Below are 17,874 nucleotides of genomic sequence, written 5' to 3' on the forward strand. Positions count from 1 at the left end.
GAATTGATCACGAACAGGTTCAGGCCCACCGGGGGCGAGATCATGCCGATCTCCACCACCGTGATGATCAGGATGCCAAACCACACCGGATCGAAGCCCAGGCCGGTGACGATGGGGAAGAACACCGGGATCGTCAGCAGCACAATCGCCAGCTCCTCCATCACCATGCCCAGCGCCAGGTAGATCGCCATCATCAGCAGGATCACCACGATCGGGCTCGGGCTGATGCCCACCACCCAGTCGCGCAGGTCTGTCGGCATGCTGGTGAAATTGATGAAGTTCGTGAAGATCATCGCCCCGATCAGGATGGTGAACAGCATCGCCGTCGTGCGCGAACTCTCCACCAGGATCTCGGCCAGCACCTTCACGCTCAGCGTGCGCCGCGCCAGCGCGAACAGGAAGGCGCCCGCGGCCCCCACCCCCGCGCCCTCGGTGGCGGTGAAGACCCCCCCGTAGATGCCACCGATGACCAGCGCAAACAGCAGCACCACCGCCCAGATGTTGCGCAGGGCGGTGAACCGCTCGCCCCAGGTGCGGCGCTCGGCCGGCGGACCCGCCTCGGGGTCGCGCCAGGTCACAAACACCACCGCCAGGCACAGCATCGCCACCGCCACCAGGCCCGGCAGAATGCCCGCCACAAACATCTCCCCGATGTTCGTCTCGGTGATGATCCCGTAGATCACCATGATGGTCGAGGGCGGAATCAGAATGCCCAGCGTGCCCCCGGAGGCGATCGCCCCGGTGGCCAGCGAGTCCTTGTAGCCGTGCTTGCGCATCTCCGGGAAAGCCACCTTGCTCATGGTCGCGGCCGTGGCGATGGACGAGCCGCAGATCGCGCCAAAGCCGCCCGAGGCGATGATGCTGGCCATGGCCAGACCGCCCTTGCGGTGGCCCACAAACGCATTGGCCGCCGCGTACAGCTCGCGCGCCATGCCCGCGCGGGTCACGAAGTTGCCCATCAGCACAAACAGCGGGATGACCGACAGCACATAGGCAAAGCCGGTCTCGAAGACCACCTGGCTGACGCCCGCAAACGCCGGCGTCCAGCCCCGCATCAGGCCCAGGCCCACCACGCCCGAGATCATCATCGCCACGGCCAGGGGGACGCGCAAAAAGGCCATCGCAAAGACGGCCAGGAAGGCATACAACGCTTCAATCATTCCGGCAACTCCGGGGTGTGGGCAACGTGTTCCAGGGCGCCTGGCGGCAGCTGGACCACAAACAACAGGTGCACCAAGGCGGTGGCGCCCAGCAGCGCGGCCATCAGCCAGGCCACCGGCGCCAGCGCCAGGCCCAGGTGGGCCGTGACCTCGCCGTACTCGGCAAAACGCTCGGCGCGCTTGAGCAGCTGCAGGCCCAGGAAAGCAAACGTGCCGGCGCACAGCAGGTGCACCACGCGGTGCTGCAAGCCCTTGAGCGCGCGCGGCACCACGCCGTCGAGGGAATCGAAGACGATGTGCTCGCCGCGCCACGACACCAGCGGCAGCGCGCCAAAGATGACCACCACCATCAGGATCTCGGTGATCTCCAGCGCCCCGGGGATGGACTGGTTGAAATACTTGCGGCCGATGACATCGAACAGCATCAGCCACATGATGCCAAAGAGGGCCAGGGCCGAGACCGCGCCACAGGTCCACTTGAGCAGGCGGTCCAGGGTTGGGGACATACGCAAAAGCTCCAGAGGGAAAAACAATCAGCCAGTGGCGGTGGGCACACCGGGCCACTGGCTGGGGGCAAGCGCTGCTTCGGGGGGCGCTTACTTGACCTTGGCGATTTCGGCGCGGAACTCGGCCAGCACGCCCTTGGCGTTCTTGAGGCCCTTGGCTTCGGCGGCCGCGGCCCACTTGTCTTCCAGTGCCGATTGCTTGGCTTTGATCTCGTTGACGAAGGCCTGCGGTGCGGCGGTCTGTTGCACCCCTTGGGATACCTGCGCCCCTTCACGCGAGGCTTTGTCCAGTGCGTCCCAGCCCTGGCCGAACAGGCGGGCCACGTACTCGCCGGAGAGTTTGTCGAGCACGGCTTTCTGTTCGGCGGTGAGCGACTTGTATTTGTCCGCATTCATCAAAAAGACGAACGAGCTGTTGTACAGGCCACCCGGGAAACGCGTGACGTGCTTGACCATGTTCAGCTTGAACGAGGCCAGGGACTCGTCCGGCAGGAAGGTGCCGTCCATCACGCCGGTGGACAGCAGTTCGTAGGACTCGGTCGCGGGTTTGAGCGTCACGTTCCAGCCCATGGCTTTGGAAAGTTCGCTGATGTTGCCGCCGCCGATGCGGAACTTGAGCGAAGCCACGTCGGCGGCCGACGTGATGGGTTTTTTGGTGTTGAAGATGACACCGGGGCCGTGGGTGAACACGCCCAGCACCTTGGCCCCGCGGTGTTCGCCGATGGGGGCGAAATGCTTCTGGTAAGTGCGCTGGTAGGCCACTGAGGTCGATTCAGAACTGTCGCCCAGGAAGGGGAATTCGGCCACCTGGGTGAAGACAAAACGGCCAGGCGTGTAGCCGTCCACGGTGTAGGAGATGTCGGCCAGGCCGTCGCGCACCGCGTCGAAGGTGCCGGGTGGCGCCACCACGGCTTTGGGCAGGATGTTGCACTTGAGGCTGTTCTTGGATTCTTGTTCCAGGGCGGCGCACCACTTCTGCTGGCTCACGCTCACGGTGTGGGTGGGCGGCAGCCAGCTCGAGACGGTCAGCACCGTCTGGGCGAAGGCGGTGGCGCTGCCCGACAGCAAAAGGGCACAGGTCAGGGGGCGAAGTGTCATGCGGTGTCTCCTGGGTTGGGGTGGGTTGTTAAAGACCGACCAGACGGTCTAACATAATCGAATTTAGGGCAGCCCATGGGTCTGCGATACCCGGGCAAACCCTAGCCTGCCTCTCACGGGGCAAAGACCACACGCGCCGCACGCAGGGCCTGGATGTCGTCTGCCGCATAGCCCAGTTGGGCCAGCCAGGGCAGGGTGGCCGAACCGATCTCGGGGGCAGCGGCGGGCAGCGCGGTGGGCGTGCGGTCGAACCGGGGGGCCGGCGCCGGCTGCACCCCTTGGGGCGTGCCCACGAAGGTGGCGCGGGCCCGGTTGTGCGGGTGGGTCGCGGCCTCTTGCAGCGACAGCACGGGGGTGACGCAGGCGTCGCTGCCCTCGAACAGCGCCGCCCATTCGTCCCGGCTGCGTTGGCGGAACACCCGCTCCAGTTGTCGCCGCAGGTGGGGCCACGCGCCGGCGTTCCATTGGTCGTCGAAGGCCGGATCGTCCAGGCCGGCCAGGGTCAGCAGTTGGCGGTAAAACGCCGGTTCAATCGCCCCCACCGCCACGTGCTTGCCGTCGGCGCAGGTGTAGGTGCCGTAGAAATGGGCGGCCCCGTCCAGGAAGTTGCTTTCGCGCCGGTCCTGCCAATGGCCCTTGGCCGTGAAGCCGTGTTGGGCCGCGAGCAACAGGGCGGAGCCGTCCGTCATGGCCGCGTCCACGACCTGGCCGACGCCGTGGCGCGCGGCGTGTTGCAAGGCCGCCAGCACGCCCACCATCAACAACATGCCGCCACCGCCGTAGTCGCCAATCAGGTTCAGCGGCACCGCCGGTCGCTCCCGCGGCCCGATGCCGTGCAGCGCCCCGGACAGGGCGATGTAGTTGATGTCGTGGCCGGCCGACGGGGCCAGCGGGCCGTCTTGTCCCCAGCCGGTCATGCGGCCGTACACCAGCCGGGGGTTGCGTGCCAGGCAGGGCTGCGGCCCCAGGCCCAGCTTTTCCATCACGCCAGGGCGGTAGCCTTCGATCAGCACGTCCGCCTGGGCCACCAGCCGCAGCACGACTTCGGTGGCGCGCGGGTCTTTGAGGTTGAGGGCGATCGACTGCCGCCCCCGGTCCACGATGCCGTCGCTGCGCAGCAGGGTGTCGAGCGGGTGGTCGGAGGGCGGAGCGGCCGGGCGGTCGATGCGCACCACGGTGGCGCCCAGGTCGGCCAGCAGCATGCCGGTGAAGGGCGCCGGCCCGAGGCCGGCCATTTCGACCACGGTGAGGCCGGCGAGGGGGCCTGCGGCCCGGTGGGGGGTGGTGGTGTGAATGTTCATGTTTTGACCTTCCAGTCGGACTATGATTGGGGTTTGTGTGCCCGGTCATGACCGCCGTCAGGCGCGGCGGTCGGGGTGCTTTTCAACCGTTCAGGCCACAGCCATGACCCGAGAAAGATCCGAGAACTACGACGACAAAAAGGAGCTGATCCTGCGCAAGGCGGCGGCGCTGTTCGCCGCCAAAGGCTACGAGATCACCACCATGATGGACGTGGCCAAGGCCTGCAACGCGTCGAAATCGCACCTGTACCACTACTTCCCGGCCAAGGAGGACCTGCTGTACGCCATCGTCAAGGAGCACACGACGATGTTGCTGAGCAAACTCTCCCACATCCAGGGCCAGTCCGCCCCGGCCCTGCAGCGCTTTGAGCGCTTTGTGGCCGCGTTCGTGGAGGTGGCGGCCGATTCGCGCAACGAGCAACTGGTGCTGACCAACGAGCTGGGTTTTCTGCCGCCGGCCAAGCACAAGGAAATGCTGGCGATGGAGCAGGAGGTGGTGGCCATGCTGATCGGGCTGCTCCAGGAAATCAACCCGCAGCGCATGGCCCGGGTGGAGGTGCAAACCCCCTACGCCTTGCTGCTGTTCGGCATGATCATCTGGACCTTCACCTGGTACAAAAAGTCCGGCGTGCTCAAGCCGACGGAGCTGGCCCAGCACATTTCGGACCTGTTCCTCAACGGTTTCCGCGCCGTCGGTCCGGCCTGAAGCCGGTGCCCCCGCTGGCGGCGGCGCCGGGGCCGACCGGCCGGGCCCCCAGCCCTCAGATGAGGAACGACATCGTGTAGAGCGCGCTGTGGTTGTTGGCCAGCGTCACCTTTTTGCGGGCCATGCGCCAGACGCCGTCCACCCGGCGCAGGCGGTACTCGTTTTTCGCGGCCCAGAGGACCTCACCCCGGGTGTGGGACTCGAAAATCAGCGCATTGGAGCGCGCGACGAGGTGCTCGCCGTCCTGCGCTTGCACCTCGATGTTGGAGACCACGCGGCACAGGCGCGATTGCGGCAACTGGGTGTGGCGTTTGCCGGTGTACAGCTGCTTGACCCGCAGGCCGAGCCGGGAGCGGTTGTCGTAGATGATGGACATCTGCTGCTCCGGGTCGGTGTCGTCGCCGTTGGCCGGTACCCAGTAGATCGCGTCGTCGGTCCACAACTGCTCCCATTCGGCGTAGCGGTGCTCGTCCTGCAGCCGCGCTTCGTGGTGGATGAATTGGCTGACCTCCATCAGCTGGCGCAATTGGTCGGTGTTCACGCGGCCTCCATCAAAGATTGGTAGTGTTTCCACAGGTGACGCGACGGCATGTCGTCGGTCACGTTGCCGACGACGCAGCCGTCCGGCTCGGTGTGCTCGCGGTGGCTGCCCCGGCCCAGGTAGAGCCATTCGGGGTTGCGCTGCTGCACGCCCATCTGGGTGCGTTCGTACATTTCGGCGTCGTCGGCCAGCAGGAAGCCGGCCGGACCGACCGAGCCCATGGTCTGCTGGCGCATGCGGCGGTTCAGGTCCGGCGCGCCCTTGAACTGCAGCGCGGTGACGTGCTGCACCGTTTCGTTCACCGACAGGGGTTGCAGCACGAAGAGCTGGATCTCGGCGATGAACAGGTTGGGGAAGATCATGACGTGGCGCACACCGTCCACCATGATCTCGTGGGCCTGCTCCTCGCCGTAGGCGGCCTTCATCTTGGCGACGTAGTCCGGCAGGCGGTCGGCGGTGGTGCCGAACCAGCGCATCGGTTCGTTGAACTTGCGGAATTCGGGGCGCAGGTCCAGCTCCGAGTGGCCGTTGCCAAAGGCGCGCGTCACCGAGGCGGCGTTCTCGTTGTACAGCGCCCCGATGCCGCTGTCGGCCACGTCGAAGATGGAGGCGTGCGTCACCTGGGGGTGGTAGCCGTCGGTCTCGTTTTCGACCAGCAGCTTCCAGTTGGCCTTGACCTTGTGCTGCAGGAAGCCGGTGTTGAGCAGGATTTCGCCTTCGGGCGAGTTGCGGCAGACGTTGTCCAGGGTGGCCTTGGCCGGGCCGAGGTGTTGTTCCAGGGTGGGGCCGTCCGCGGCCAGCGCGCCGAACACAAAGCCGTTGTAAATGCCCATGCGGGCCACCCGGCCCAGGCCCAGTTCTTTGCGTTTGTCGTCCGGGTAACCGGAGGGGTAGGGGTAGCCCTTGAGCTGGCCGTCGTTGCCGAAGTTCCAGCCGTGGTAGGCGCAGGTGAAGGAGCGGGCGTTGCCCTGGTGCTTGACGCAGACCCGGTTGCCGCGGTGCGGGCAGCGGTTGTGCAGCAGGTGGACCTGGCCGTCCCGGTCGCGGGTCATGATGATTTCTTCCAGCCCGATGGTTTTCAGCACGTAGTCGTTGGGCTGGGGTATCTCGCTGACGTGGCCGACGTAGACCCAAGTGCGGTACCAGATTTTTTCCAGTTCTTCGCGGAAGATGGCTTCGTCGGTGTACAGCGAGCCGTGGACGTATTCCTGGCGGATCAAGCGGTCCCAGGCGCGGGTGGGTGGGGTTTCCATGGGGTTGTGCTCCTCTGACGGGTGGTTGGTTGGTCTTTATATTAGTCCGACCGGTCGGACTTTGTCAAGGCCAAATTCGGCGGTGTGGTGGCCGGCCGGCAGTGGGTCGCCGGCCGGCGCGGCATCAGTGGACGTTCATGTCCCAGGGGATTTCGCCGGTCTGCGGGTCGGTCAGCCAGGCGCGGATTTCGTTCTTGCGCAGCTTGCCGTTGACGGTTTTCAGCAGCTCGGGCACGAAGACGACGTGCTTGGGCGTTTCGGGGCGGCTGAGCTTGCCGTCGCAGAACCGGATCACGTCTGACGCGTTCAGGTCGGCGTGGCCGGCGCGGCGCACCCCCACGGCCACCACCGCCTCGCCCCACTCGGGGTGGGGCACGCCGACCACGGCCACCTCCTGGATGCCCGGGTGCTCGCTGACCACCGCCTCCACCGTGGTGGGGAAGACGTTGACCGCGCCGGTGATGATCATGAACTTCTGCCGGTCCAGCAAAAAGAGGTAGCCGCGTTCGTCCATCATCCCGATGTCGTTGGTGCGCAACCAGCCGTCGCCGGGCAGCGCCTCGGCCGTGGCCTCGGGCAGGTTGAGGTAGCCGGCCATCACGCTCTCGCCCCGCAGCCAGATTTCGCCTTTGGTGTGGGGGGGCAGGGCCTGGCCGGCTTCGTCGCGGATGGAGCACTCGTAGTGCAGACCGACGCGGCCCACCGAGCGCAGCAGGCCGGGTTCGGTGGAGAGGGCCAGTTGGTGGTCGGTTTCGGTCAGCACCGTCAGCCAGCCGCCGCTGGTTTCGGTCTGGCCGTAGGTCTGCATCATGGCCACGCCGAGTTGCTCGCGGGTCTCGCGGATCAGCTTGGGCGTGGCCGGTGAGGAGCCGTACATCAGGCAGCGCAGCGAGGACAAATCGTAGGGGTGGTTCTGTTTCTCCACCAGGGCGCGCTGGATCATGGTCGGGACGATCAGGCTGGTGGTGACGCGGAATTTTTCGATGTCCTTGAGGTAGGACACGATGTGGAACCCGCCGTCGGGGATGACCGTGGTCATGCCGTTGCCCAGGCCGAACAGGTTCATGATCACCACCGCCCAGGCCGATGCCGCGGGCATGTACCAGACGTCGTCGGGGCTGAAGCCGAACGAGGCCAGGCAGTGCAGGATGACGTTGGAGACGCCGACCTGCTTGATCATCACCCCCTTGGGGAAGCCGGTGGTGCCGGAGGTGTAGCTGTAGAGCAGCAGGTCGTCGTCTTGCAGGGGAGGCAGTTCTGGCGCGCCTGGGGCTTGGGCCAGCAGGGTTTCGTAATCCAGGGGGTAGTGGTGCGGGCCGTTGAAGCCGATCAGGCGGATGCCGAGCGCCTGCAGTTCGGCCAGGTGTTCGTCGACGATGGCCTGGCAGCGTGCGTCCACCAGCAGGATTTTCGTGCCGCTGTCGCGCAGCACGTGTTGCATCTCGGGCCAGGCGTACAGGGTGTTGACGCCGACGCGCACCGCCCCGATCTTGGCGCAGGCGAACAGGTGTTCGTAGACCTCGATGGTTTCCTGGCTGAGGATGGAGACGGTGTCGCCCTTGCGGCAGCCCAGGTCTTGCAGCGCGCGGGCGAACTGGTCGGAGCGGCGGTGCATGTCGTCCCAGGTGGCGGCGCGCGCGCCGCAGACGTAGGCGCGCTTGTTGGGGTAGTTGAGTGCACAACGGCGCAGCAGTTCGCGGGGGAAAAGTGTTTTCATGGTTGCCCTTGAGGTCTGGGTGGCAGCGGTTCCGAGGGGATATAAAAGGTCCGACCAGTCGGACTAAAGTATAGGATTCGTGGGGACTTGTGGGGGTGGTTCGTGCGGTGGTCTAGGGTAAACCCTGGGATTCAGGGCCGGGGTGCGAGGGCGGTTTTGAGGGGGACCGATTCGTCGCCCAGCGCGTCGAGGTCGAGCCCGAGGCCGCCGGTGGTGGCCAGGGCGCGCCGCACCAGCATGAAGTCGGCCGGTCGGTTGACCGCGTCGGCCGCCAGCAGGCGCTGGCCCTGCAGGTAAAACAGGCAGAAGTGGCGCTGTGCCGACTGGCCGCGCACGATGCAACGGTCGTGCCCCTGGGACAGCCCGACGAGTTGCAGCTTCAGGTCGTACTGGTCCGACCAGAACCAGGGCACGGTCTGGTTGGGTTTGGCCTGGCCGCACAGCCAGGCCGCGGCCGAGCGGGCCTGTTCCAAGGCGTTGGGCACCGACTCCAGCCGCAGCGCGCGGTCGTACAGCGCGACGTGCTGGACCGTGCAGTCACCGGCGGCGACGATGTCCGGGTCGGCGGTGACCGAGCAGGCGTCCACCGGGATGCCCTGGTCGCTGCCCAGCCCGGCGGCGCGGGCGGCTTCGGTGTTGGGCAGCATGCCAATGCCCGCGACCACCAGGTCGGCGGGCAAGGCGGTGCCGTCGGCCAGTTCCACCTGCACGATGCGGCCGCCTGCGCAGTGCACGCGGGCGACGGTGGCGCCGGTGCGCAAGGCGACGCCGGCGGCGCGGTGGGCGTCGGCGACGAAATCGGACATGGCCTGCCCGGCCACCCGGGCCAGCAGGCGCGGTTGTGCCTCCAGCACCGTGACCTGGGCGCCCAGGCTGCGGGCGGACGCCGCCACCTCCAGCCCGATGTAACCGCCGCCCACCACGACCAGCCGGCTGTCGGGCCGCAGGCCCGCCCGCAGCGCGTCGGCGTCGGCCCGGGTGCGCAGGGACAGCAGGTTGCTGGGCGGGTGCTCGGGGTCCATGCCTTCGCACACCCAGGGGCGGGCCCGCCCGCCGGTACACAGGGCCAGCTTGGCGTAGGGGATGCGTTCGCCGTCGGTCAGTTCGACCGTGTGCGCTGCGCGGTGAATCGCCCGGACCCGTGTGCCCAGACGCACGCGGACGCCGGCGGTGGCGTAGGCTTCGGGCTGGCGCAAGGCCAGGGCCGCGGCGTCGGTCTGGCCCAGCAGGTAGGCCTTGGACAGGGGCGGGCGTTGGTAGGGCAGGTCCGGCTCGTCGCCGAGCAGCAGGATGTCGCCGGTCCAGCCTTGTTGGCGCGCGGCCAGGGCCAGTTCGCTGCCGGCGTGGCCGGCGCCGACGATGACAAGTCCAGGGGTGGAGTGCATGGGGCGTGGGGTGGGGTTCATGGGAGGGGGTGGGTTCAGGCGTCCCACAGGCCGACGATGGACACCGAGCAGACGTTCTGCGACGGTTGGCCGCCCAGGTTGTGGGTGAGCCCGAGGCTGGGCTGGGACAGTTGCCGCGGGCCGGCGCGGCCCTGCAGCTGCAGGTACACCTCGTACAGCATGCGGATGCCGCTGGCCCCGATCGGGTGGCCGAAGCATTTGAGCCCGCCGTCGATCTGGCAGGGCAGGCGGCCCTCGGCGTCGAAGGCGCCGTCCAGCACGTCGCGGTAGCCTTGGCCCGGCTCGGACAGCCCCAGGTCTTCCATGGTGACCAGTTCGGTGATCGAGAAGCAGTCGTGCACCTCGGTCAGGCTCAGCTGCTCGCGCGGGCGTTCCAGCCCGGCCTCGGCGTAGGCCCGGCGGGCGGCCACGCGGGTGGTGTGGACGTGGCTGCCGTTCCAGCCGTTGCCCTGCATTTCCCACCCGTTGGAGGTGACCAGCTGCAGGGCCTTGAACGCGACCGGGTCGCGCTTGCCCAGGCCGCGCGCGATGTCCGGTGTGGTCACGATCACCGCCGCCGCGCCGTCGGACACGCCGCAGCAGTCGTACAGGCCCAGCGGTGCGGCGATGATCGGGGCCTTGAGGCACTGCTCCTCGGTGATCGGTTTTTGCAGGTGGGCCTTGGGGTTTTTGGCGCCGTTGGCGTGGCTTTTGACCGACACGTGCGCCAGGGCGCGCTTGAGCAGGGCGGCGTCCACCCCGTGTTGGTGGCGGTAGGCGCTGGCCAATTGGGCGAAGTTGGCCGGCGCCACCGCGTTCGGGTACCACTGCGGGATGTAGGTGCCCACCGTGGCCACGGGCAGGCCTGCGTAGCCGGTGTCCTTGAGTTTTTCCACGCCCAGCGCGATGGCGATGTCGCAGGCGCCGGCCGCCACCGCGTACACCGCGCCGCGGATCGCTTCGGAGCCGCCGGCGCAAAAGTTTTCCACCCGCGTCACCCCGATGTTGGGCAGCCGCAACGCGATGCCCATGGGCGTGCCGCCGCGGCCGGTGCCGACGTCGTCCATGTGGGTGGAAAACCAGGCGGCGTCGAGCTGTTCGGGGGCGATGCCGGCGTCGGCCATCGCCTCGGTGTAGGCCTCGACCATGAGGTCCTCGGGGCTGGCGTTCCAGCGCTCGCCGAACTGCGAGCAGCCCATGCCGAGGATGACGACTTTGTTCTTGATGCCTGTGGCCATGGGGGCTCCCGTCAGGGTTGGGAAGGAACGTTGCGCACCGGGGTGGCTTTCCAGAAATAGCGGGTGAAGCCGCGCCGGTCGTCCACGTCTTTGATGCGGAACACCAGGTCCATGGCGGTGCCGGTGTCCACCTCGCCCACGTCCAGGTCGGTGAAATCCATCAACAGGCGGCCGCCGCCTTCGAAGTCGATCTGGCCGTAGTGGTGCGGTGGCGCCGGGTGCCAGGACAGGTATTCGGCCGACCAGCTCAGCACGCGCGCGGCCCGGTCGGCCAGCGGGTGGGGTTCCTGGGTGTCCAGCAAGGGCTGGCCGGGGTCGAGCGAGAGCCGGCTGGGCGGGAAGTGCACGCTGCCGCTGACCCGGCAACGCCCGCCCACCAGACCGAGCAGGGCGCTGCGGTGCCGCCAGGCGGTGCTGAGGGCGGTTTTTTTGTCCTGCTCGCCGCGCATGCCGCGCTCCAGGGCCAGGAGCCCTTTGAAGGCCAGAAATTTGCTGTAATGCCGCTCCGGGGTGCCGCGTGCCAGCCACCCGGACACACCCCGCGCCGGGCGGAAGGCGCGCACCGCCTCGGTGACCCGAAACACCAGGGCCTCGGCCCCGCTGCCGAACTGCGCCACCACAACCACCGCGCCGGGTTGGGCCCGCTCCAGCGTGTGGGCCAGCATCAACAGGGCGTGTGGCGTGCCGGTGTCGCCCACGCTCTGGGCCAGGTTGTCCACCACCGCACCCGCCGGCAGACCGCAGGCCTGTGCCAGCTGCGCGTCCAGCTTGGCAAAGGGGGTGGGGCAGATGAAATGGTCCACTGCGGACGGGGCCACCCCGGCGTGGGCCAGCGCCTGGCGGATCGCCTGGGGCACGAGGCGGCCCACGCCTTCTTCGCGCACCCAGCGCTCTTCCCAGTGGTAGTCCACCGTCGCGCCCGTGGCCCGGAAGTGGTCGATGAAGTCCACCGACACGGTGCCGCTGCCCAGCCATTCGGCCAGCACCGGTCCGTCGCCCAGCACCAGCGCGGCGGCGCCGTCGCCGTAATCCAGTTCCTGGGTGCTGCCCGCCCGGGTTTGGCGCTGGTCCGCCGCCAGCACCAGGGTGTGGCCCAGCCCGGCCCGTGCCCGGGCCAGGCCCTGGGACACCGCCGACAGCCCGATGCGCGGTGTGCCGCAGAGGTCCAGGGTTTCGATCGATTCGTCCAGCCGCAGGGCACCGGCGGCGATACCGGCGTTCAGGCGTTCGGCAAAGGGCAGGGTGTTGGAGGCCAGCAGCAGCCCGCGCAGGTGCTGGCGCTCCGCGCCCAGGCAGTCCCGGGCGGCGGCCACGGCCAGGGTCACGCTGTCTTCGTCCCAGTTGGCCACAGAGCGGCTGCCCTGGCGGCCGCACAGGTGCGGGGCGTACCAGGCGTTGGCCTCGGTCACGGCCTGGCGCAGCAGCCGCAGTCGGGGGATGTAGCCGCCGTAGGCGGTGATGCCGATCATGTCGGACTCCTTGTGGGGGTGGGCGCCACACCCAGGTGTGTGGCCAAAAACCGCCCGCCGGCGGCGAGGGCCAGGCGGGCATCGGGGAGGTCGGCGGGGTACTGCTGGAACACGTGGACCATGCCGGGCCAGACCTGGCACTGCGCCTGGCCGCCAGCCTCGCCCACCCGCTGCGCCAGGTCTTCGGAGTCGCTGACCAGCGTTTCGCGCTCGCCCACCTGCAACAGCAGGGGCGGCAGCGCGCCCAGGGCGTCGGGCGCGGCCAGCAGCGGCGAGGCCATCGGGTCGCGCGGGTTGTGGGCCTGGCCCAGGTAGTTCCGCGCCAGCGCCAGCATCATGGGCCGCTGGTGGATCGGGTCCAGCGCCGCCCGTGTGGTGTAGCTGCTGCCGGAGGCGGTCATGTCCGTCCACGCGGACATGACCCAGGCGGCCGCCGGCCTGGGCTGGCCGGCGCCTTGCAGCGCCAGCAGCAGGGCCAGGGCCAGGCCGCCACCGGCCGAGTCGCCGGCCACGGCGGTGTGTGGGCCGGTCACGCCCTGTGCCTGCAGCCAGCGCATCACCGCCAGCCCGTCTTGCACCGGCGCGGGGTAGCGGTGTTCGGGCGTCATCCGGTAGTCCACGCCCAACACCCGCACCCCGCTGGCCGCGGACAGCGCTGCCATGAGTTCGCGGTGCGAAGCGAGCGAACCGACCTGGAACCCGCCGCCGTGCAGGTAGACCACGGTGCGGTCGCTGCGCGTGTCCGGGGCCTGCACCCACGCGCAGCGCACGCCGCCGGCATCGACCGGCGTCACCATGGCGTCCACCGGGGTGTCGAACAGGGCGTCCCAGTCGGTCCGCATCTGGGCCACGGGGGTGTCGCGGCCCCAGCGGGCGTAGGTGGCGCGGACGCGTGCGACCACGGCCTCCACCGGGTCGGGGTGGGGCCGGCTCATGCGCCGCACCCCATGCCGCCCGACACGCCCAAGGCCTCGCCGGTGATGAAGCCGGCCGCCTCGGAGGCCAAAAACGCCACGGCCGCGGCGACCTCGTCTGGGGTGCCCAGGCGGCCGGCCAGGGTGGCGCCGGTCATCGCGTGCAACAACTTCTCGCCTTGGGCGGCCACCCCCCGGTGCACCATCGGGGTGTCGATCGGCCCCGGCGCGACCACGTTGGCGGTGATGCCCTGCCGCCCGTTTTCACGGGCGATCGAGCGGGTGAACGCGATCACCCCGCCCTTGGCGGCGGCGTAAACCGCTCCGCCCCGGGAGCCGAGGCGCCCGGCCTCCGAGGCGACGTTCACGATGCGGCCATAGCCCGCCGCTTGCATCGCTGGCAACACGGCGTGGGTGGTGTTCAGCACCGCCTCCAGGTTGACGGCCAGCAGGCCCCGCCAGTCGGCTGGGGTGGTGTGGGTGAAGAAGGCGTGCTGGTCGGCCCCGGCGGCGTTGACCAGCACGTCGAACGGCCCGTGGGCCTCGACCGCTGTGCGCACCCGCTCAAAGTCGGTCACGTCCAGCGCAACCGCGGTGGCGTCGCAGGTCGCGGCGCGGCGCTCGGCGGCTTCGCCGTCCAGGTCGGCCAGCACCACCGCCAGGCCTTGCTGCCGCAAGCGCTGCACCACCGCCCAACCGATGCCACTGGCCCCACCCGTCACCAGTGCGCGGCGCAGTGGCGGGTGGCTTGCGTTCGGGGTGGCCATTCAGCGCCCCGTGAAAATCGGGGACCGCTTTTCGATCACGGCCGACAGGCCCTCGCGCGCGTCGGCCGTGCCCGACAGGCGCGCTTGGGTGTGGTTTTCTTCGGGCATGGCCTGCTCCACCCCTTGGCCCAGACCGCTCCACAGCAGGCGCTTGGTGTTGGCCAGCGCCGCCGGCGCGCCCTGCGCCAGTTGTTGCGCCAGGGCCAGCGCCTCGGCGTGCAGGCGGTCGTCGGCCACCACCCGGGTCACCAGGCCCATGGCCAGCGCCTCGGCGGCGCCGATCACGGGGTTGAGCATCAGGATTTCGGTGGCTTTGCGCAAGCCGACCAGCTGTGTCAGGGTGACCGACACGCCCGCGTCCGGCACCATCGCCACCCGGGTGGCGCCGGCCAGGAATTTGGCCGATTCGCCCGCCACCACGAAGTCCGACGAGCACACCAGCCCCATGCCGCCGCCGCCGGCGGCAAAGCCCTGGACCGCGGTCACGACCGGCGGGTTCAAACGGATCAGCAGCGACGCGACCGCCTGCAGCGCCGAGGTGACGACGCGGATGTAGTCCGGCAAGGCCTCGCCTTTGGCCAGGAAGGTGTGCACGTCGCCCCCGGCGCAGAAGTTTTTGCCTTCGCCGGTGAGCAGCACGGCCCGCACGCGCCCGTCGCCGTGCACCTGCAGCAGTGCGTCGTGCAGGGCGCGCAGCAACGCCAGGTCCATGCCGTTGGCCGAACCGGGGCGGTTCAGGTGCACGTGGGCCACGCCGTCGGCGTCTGTGCGCAGCAGCACGGGACCGTCGGCGATGGAGGTGTCGGGGGGCGGAGGGAGAGAGGTGGGCATGTGCGTCCAGTCTGGGGGGTAAGACAGGGGCCGATGGCTCGGCCGCCGAGGTCTGCGCGGGGGGCAGTCGGGCGGCCGGGGTGTCGTCTCCTGTGGGTGTTTTTCGGTGGGCCTGTGTGCAATAATAGTCCGACAGGACGGACTATGTCAACATCGGGTGCTGCACCCATTTCGCCAGGAGACACCATGCCAAAAATTGTTTTTGTTGACCACTTGGGCCAGCGCTACGAGACCGAAGCCCCCGTTGGGCGCAACCTGATGCAGGTGGCCCTGGACAACGCGGTGCCCGGCATCCTGGGCGACTGCGGCGGCGCCTGCAGCTGCGCCACCTGCCACGCTTACATCGACCTGGCTTGGAGCGCGCATTTGCCCGACAAGTCGGCCACCGAAACCTTCATGTTGGAGGCGGTGCTGGACGAGCGCCCCACCAGCCGCCTGTGCTGCCAGATCAAGGTGCAGCCGGCGCTGGACGGCCTGTGTGTGGAGCTGCCGGCCGAGCAGGCCTGAGCCCGTCGCCAGGCTTGGCGGCGGGCCGGTGTGCGCTTCAGCGCCCGGTGAAGCGCGGCGGGCGTTTGGCCTGGAACGCCGCCAGGCCCTCGCGCATGTCGTGGCTGGACTGGTGGGCGCGCAGCGTCTCGGCCTCCAGTCGCAAGGCATCCGGCAGGTCCAATGCCAGGCCTTGGTTGACCAGCGCCTTCATGCGCTGCAGGCCCAGTGGGCTCTTGGCCGCGATCTGGGCGACCAGTTGCGTGGTGGCGTCGAGCAGTTGGTCGTCGTCCACCACCCGGTGGACCAGACCCGACGCCACCAGTTCGGCCGCCGGCACGGTTTCGCCTGTGAACAACAGGTACTTGGCGAGGTGTGCTCCCACGGCGCGGGGCAACCGGGCCGAGGCGCCCGCCCCGGGAACGAGTCCGTAGGTGGCATGTCCATCGCCCAAACGGGCGCTGCGTGCCGCCAGGACCAGGTCGCAGCAAAGGATCAGCTCCAATCCGCCCGCCAGTGCCAGTCCGTTGACCATGGCCACGACCGGTTTGGGGAAGCGCTCCAAGCGGTTCAAGGTGGCGTTCAGACGGCCCAAAAAAGCGTCGGCCGTGCCCTCGGCATGGATCGCTTTCAGGTCGGCTCCTGTACAAAAGGCCCGGCCGGCCCCGGAAATGACCACGCAGCGGACGGTGGCGTCGTCCTGGACCGCATCGAGTCCGCTTTCAATCAGGTGCAGGGTGTCGCTGTTCAGCGCGTTCAGTGCGTCGGGCCGGTTGAGCTGCAGCCACAGGGCGCCATCGCGGATGGCGTGGGTGACACACCGCGCCACCGGCGCAGGCGCCAGGTCCCGGTGGGCGAGGTCATGGGGGCTGGTCATCGGAAGAGAATACGGGATTCGGCCCGCATCGCCAAGCGGCGTTCTGTCGGGTACCGTGATGCCCCCGACCTCTGGAGTTGCCATGAACCTTGCTCAGTTGCTGTTGCGTCAGGCCCGCGTGGCTGGCGATCGGATCGCGATCCTCGAGGGCACCCAGCCCTGGGCCACGCACGCCCAGTGGGCCCAGCGCAGCGCCAGCCTGGCCCAGCACTTCCAGGCCGCAGGCCTGCAGGCCGGTGACCGCGTGCTGCTTTTCATGCGCAACCACCCGCGGTACCTGGAGGTGCTCTGGGCCGCCTGGTGGGCCGGCCTTGTGGTGGTGCCCGTCAACGCCAAGCTGCACCCGACCGAGGTGGCCTGGATCGTCGAAAACGCCCAGGCCCGCTGGGCCTTCGTCACCTCGGACGTGGCCCCCGATCCGATCGCGGGACTGGAGCGACAGGTGGACGTCGAATCGCCCGAAGCCGCTGCGCTGTTCATGGGACGGCCGGATCTGGCCGACGCCGTGCCCTGGCCCAGCCGCCCGGACGACACCGCCTGGCTGTTCTACACCAGCGGCACCACCGGGCGGCCCAAGGGCGTGATGCTCACCCACCGCAACCTCATGACGATGGGGCTGACCTACTTCGTGGACGTGGACCCGGTCGGGCCTGGGGACGCCATGGTGTACGCCGCGCCCATGTCGCACGGTTGTGGGCTCTACGCCATTCCCCACCTGATGGCGGGGGCGCGCCATGTGGTCCCGGCCTCGGGCGGCGTCGATCCCGCCGAACTGTTCGCCCTGGGCCGGGCGCTCGGGCCGCTGTCCACCTTTGCCGCGCCCACGATCGTCAAGCGCCTGGTCGAACACGCCGAAGCCCAGGGTTTGACGCCCGACGGCTGCTCGGCCTCTTTCAAGACGGTGGTTTATGGCGGGGCCCCCATGTACCTGGAGGACATCCGGCGGGCGCTGCGCGTCATGGGCCCCCGCTTTGTGCAAATCTACGGCCAGGGGGAAACCCCGATGGTGGGCACCGTGCTGTCGCGGGTGCACCTGATGGACGCCGCCCACCCCCGCCACCTGGCGCGGCTGGCGTCGGTCGGGACGGCGCAAGCCCCGGTGGAGATCCGGGTGGTGGATGAGCGCGGACGGGCCCTGCCCACCGGGGAGATCGGTGAGGTGCTGGTGCGCGGGGATTCGGTCATGGCCGGCTATTGGCGCAACCCCCAAGCCAGCGCGCAGGCCCTGCGTGACGGCTGGCTGTGGACCGGCGATGTCGGCTGCCTGGACGCTGACGGTTTCTTGACGCTGAAGGACCGCAGCAAGGATCTGCTGATCAGCGGGGGGGCCAACATCTACCCCCGCGAGGTGGAAGAGGTGCTGCTGACCGCCGCGGGTGTGGCGGAGGTGGCCGTGGTGGGCGGCCCCGACCCGGAATGGGGCGAGGTGGTGGTGGCGTTCGTGGTGGCCAAGGCAGGCGCCGCCCCCACGGCCGACGCCCTGGATGCGCACTGTCTGGAGCGCATCGCCCGCTTCAAACGGCCCAAGCGCTATGTGTTCGTGCCCGAACTGCCCAAGAACCACTACGGCAAGGTCCTCAAGACGGCGCTGAGGGCGCAACTGCAAGGGCAGGCCGCATGACCGG

17 protein-coding genes are annotated in these 17,874 nt (G+C 68.8%); 3 read left to right on the plus strand and 14 right to left on the minus strand.

Annotated features, from left to right (window positions below):
- The 4 genes from HA630_RS19690 to HA630_RS19705 all read right to left on the minus strand — a co-directional run.
- A partial coding sequence (locus HA630_RS19690) for a TRAP transporter large permease (RefSeq protein ID WP_208300181.1) occupies positions 1–1,160 on the minus strand: 1,160 nt, incomplete at its 3' end.
- Positions 1,157–1,666: a TRAP transporter small permease gene (locus tag HA630_RS19695; protein WP_166837053.1), complete on the minus strand. Its 510-nt coding sequence runs from the start codon at positions 1,664–1,666 to the stop codon at positions 1,157–1,159. The genes HA630_RS19695 and HA630_RS19690, both read right to left, overlap by 4 nt.
- Before the next feature lie 90 nt (positions 1,667–1,756).
- Complete coding sequence (locus HA630_RS19700; RefSeq protein ID WP_166837055.1) at positions 1,757–2,764, minus strand: TRAP transporter substrate-binding protein; 1,008 nt, start codon at positions 2,762–2,764, stop codon at positions 1,757–1,759.
- Positions 2,765–2,877: 113 nt separating this feature from the next.
- Positions 2,878–4,065, minus strand: a complete 1,188-nt coding sequence (locus tag HA630_RS19705; RefSeq protein ID WP_166837008.1) for a CaiB/BaiF CoA-transferase family protein — start codon at positions 4,063–4,065, stop codon at positions 2,878–2,880.
- A 103-nt stretch (positions 4,066–4,168) separates the two neighbouring features.
- Here HA630_RS19705 and HA630_RS19710 point away from each other — a divergent pair, with 103 nt between their 5' ends.
- A complete protein-coding gene (locus HA630_RS19710) occupies positions 4,169–4,771 on the plus strand; it encodes a TetR/AcrR family transcriptional regulator (protein WP_166837006.1) in 603 nt (200 codons plus the stop codon).
- 55 nt (positions 4,772–4,826) lie between these two features.
- Here HA630_RS19710 and HA630_RS19715 read toward each other — a convergent pair whose 3' ends face one another.
- From HA630_RS19715 to HA630_RS19755, 9 genes are all read right to left on the minus strand, one after another.
- A complete protein-coding gene (locus tag HA630_RS19715; protein WP_371809301.1) occupies positions 4,827–5,312 on the minus strand; it encodes an aromatic-ring-hydroxylating dioxygenase subunit beta in 486 nt (161 codons plus the stop codon).
- Entirely contained in the window at positions 5,309–6,565 is a 1,257-nt protein-coding gene (locus HA630_RS19720) for a Rieske 2Fe-2S domain-containing protein (protein ID WP_166837004.1), read from the minus strand. The genes HA630_RS19715 and HA630_RS19720 overlap by 4 nt, the downstream gene beginning before the upstream one ends.
- Before the next feature lie 124 nt (positions 6,566–6,689).
- Complete coding sequence (locus tag HA630_RS19725) at positions 6,690–8,282, minus strand: class I adenylate-forming enzyme family protein (protein ID WP_166837002.1); 1,593 nt, start codon at positions 8,280–8,282, stop codon at positions 6,690–6,692.
- Positions 8,283–8,413: 131 nt separating this feature from the next.
- Complete coding sequence (locus HA630_RS19730; protein ID WP_243855553.1) at positions 8,414–9,688, minus strand: NAD(P)/FAD-dependent oxidoreductase; 1,275 nt, start codon at positions 9,686–9,688, stop codon at positions 8,414–8,416.
- 14 nt (positions 9,689–9,702) lie between these two features.
- Positions 9,703–10,905 (minus strand): acetyl-CoA acetyltransferase, encoded by a 1,203-nt coding sequence (locus tag HA630_RS19735; RefSeq protein ID WP_166836999.1) that lies wholly within the window; start codon positions 10,903–10,905, stop codon positions 9,703–9,705.
- Between the two features lie 11 nt (positions 10,906–10,916).
- Positions 10,917–12,374: a hydroxymethylglutaryl-CoA synthase family protein gene (locus tag HA630_RS19740; RefSeq protein ID WP_101047885.1), complete on the minus strand. Its 1,458-nt coding sequence runs from the start codon at positions 12,372–12,374 to the stop codon at positions 10,917–10,919.
- Entirely contained in the window at positions 12,371–13,309 is a 939-nt protein-coding gene (locus HA630_RS19745) for an alpha/beta hydrolase fold domain-containing protein (protein WP_166836997.1), read from the minus strand. Before HA630_RS19745 ends, HA630_RS19740 begins: the two co-directional genes overlap by 4 nt.
- Entirely contained in the window at positions 13,306–14,055 is a 750-nt protein-coding gene (locus HA630_RS19750; RefSeq protein ID WP_101047887.1) for an SDR family oxidoreductase, read from the minus strand. Before HA630_RS19750 ends, HA630_RS19745 begins: the two co-directional genes overlap by 4 nt.
- Entirely contained in the window at positions 14,056–14,886 is an 831-nt protein-coding gene (locus tag HA630_RS19755; protein ID WP_166836995.1) for an enoyl-CoA hydratase/isomerase family protein, read from the minus strand.
- 186 nt (positions 14,887–15,072) lie between these two features.
- Here HA630_RS19755 and HA630_RS19760 point away from each other — a divergent pair, with 186 nt between their 5' ends.
- Positions 15,073–15,393, plus strand: a complete 321-nt coding sequence (locus tag HA630_RS19760) for a 2Fe-2S iron-sulfur cluster-binding protein (RefSeq protein ID WP_166836993.1) — start codon at positions 15,073–15,075, stop codon at positions 15,391–15,393.
- A 37-nt stretch (positions 15,394–15,430) separates the two neighbouring features.
- Here the strand turns inward: HA630_RS19760 and HA630_RS19765 are convergent, their stop codons facing one another.
- On the minus strand, positions 15,431–16,249 hold the full coding sequence (locus HA630_RS19765; protein WP_166836991.1) for an enoyl-CoA hydratase/isomerase family protein: 819 nt from the start codon (positions 16,247–16,249) through the stop codon (positions 15,431–15,433).
- 82 nt (positions 16,250–16,331) lie between these two features.
- Between HA630_RS19765 and HA630_RS19770 the strand changes: the two genes are divergently transcribed.
- Complete coding sequence (locus HA630_RS19770; RefSeq protein ID WP_166836989.1) at positions 16,332–17,870, plus strand: AMP-binding protein; 1,539 nt, start codon at positions 16,332–16,334, stop codon at positions 17,868–17,870.
- Positions 17,871–17,874: the final 4 nt, after the last annotated feature.

The organism is Aquabacterium sp. A08 (assembly GCF_011742065.1).

Coding starts and splice junctions, on each gene's coding strand:
- HA630_RS19695 (WP_166837053.1), bottom strand. CDS start 1,666: ATGTCCCCAACCCTGGACCGCCTGCTCAAGTGGACCTGTGGCGCGGTC.
- HA630_RS19700 (WP_166837055.1), bottom strand. CDS start 2,764: ATGACACTTCGCCCCCTGACCTGTGCCCTTTTGCTGTCGGGCAGCGCC.
- HA630_RS19705 (WP_166837008.1), bottom strand. CDS start 4,065: ATGAACATTCACACCACCACCCCCCACCGGGCCGCAGGCCCCCTCGCC.
- HA630_RS19710 (WP_166837006.1), top strand. CDS start 4,169: ATGACCCGAGAAAGATCCGAGAACTACGACGACAAAAAGGAGCTGATC.
- HA630_RS19720 (WP_166837004.1), bottom strand. CDS start 6,565: ATGGAAACCCCACCCACCCGCGCCTGGGACCGCTTGATCCGCCAGGAA.
- HA630_RS19725 (WP_166837002.1), bottom strand. CDS start 8,282: ATGAAAACACTTTTCCCCCGCGAACTGCTGCGCCGTTGTGCACTCAAC.
- HA630_RS19730 (WP_243855553.1), bottom strand. CDS start 9,688: ATGAACCCCACCCCACGCCCCATGCACTCCACCCCTGGACTTGTCATC.
- HA630_RS19735 (WP_166836999.1), bottom strand. CDS start 10,905: ATGGCCACAGGCATCAAGAACAAAGTCGTCATCCTCGGCATGGGCTGC.
- HA630_RS19740 (WP_101047885.1), bottom strand. CDS start 12,374: ATGATCGGCATCACCGCCTACGGCGGCTACATCCCCCGACTGCGGCTG.
- HA630_RS19745 (WP_166836997.1), bottom strand. CDS start 13,309: ATGAGCCGGCCCCACCCCGACCCGGTGGAGGCCGTGGTCGCACGCGTC.
- HA630_RS19750 (WP_101047887.1), bottom strand. CDS start 14,055: ATGGCCACCCCGAACGCAAGCCACCCGCCACTGCGCCGCGCACTGGTG.
- HA630_RS19755 (WP_166836995.1), bottom strand. CDS start 14,886: ATGCCCACCTCTCTCCCTCCGCCCCCCGACACCTCCATCGCCGACGGT.
- HA630_RS19760 (WP_166836993.1), top strand. CDS start 15,073: ATGCCAAAAATTGTTTTTGTTGACCACTTGGGCCAGCGCTACGAGACC.
- HA630_RS19765 (WP_166836991.1), bottom strand. CDS start 16,249: ATGACCAGCCCCCATGACCTCGCCCACCGGGACCTGGCGCCTGCGCCG.
- HA630_RS19770 (WP_166836989.1), top strand. CDS start 16,332: ATGAACCTTGCTCAGTTGCTGTTGCGTCAGGCCCGCGTGGCTGGCGAT.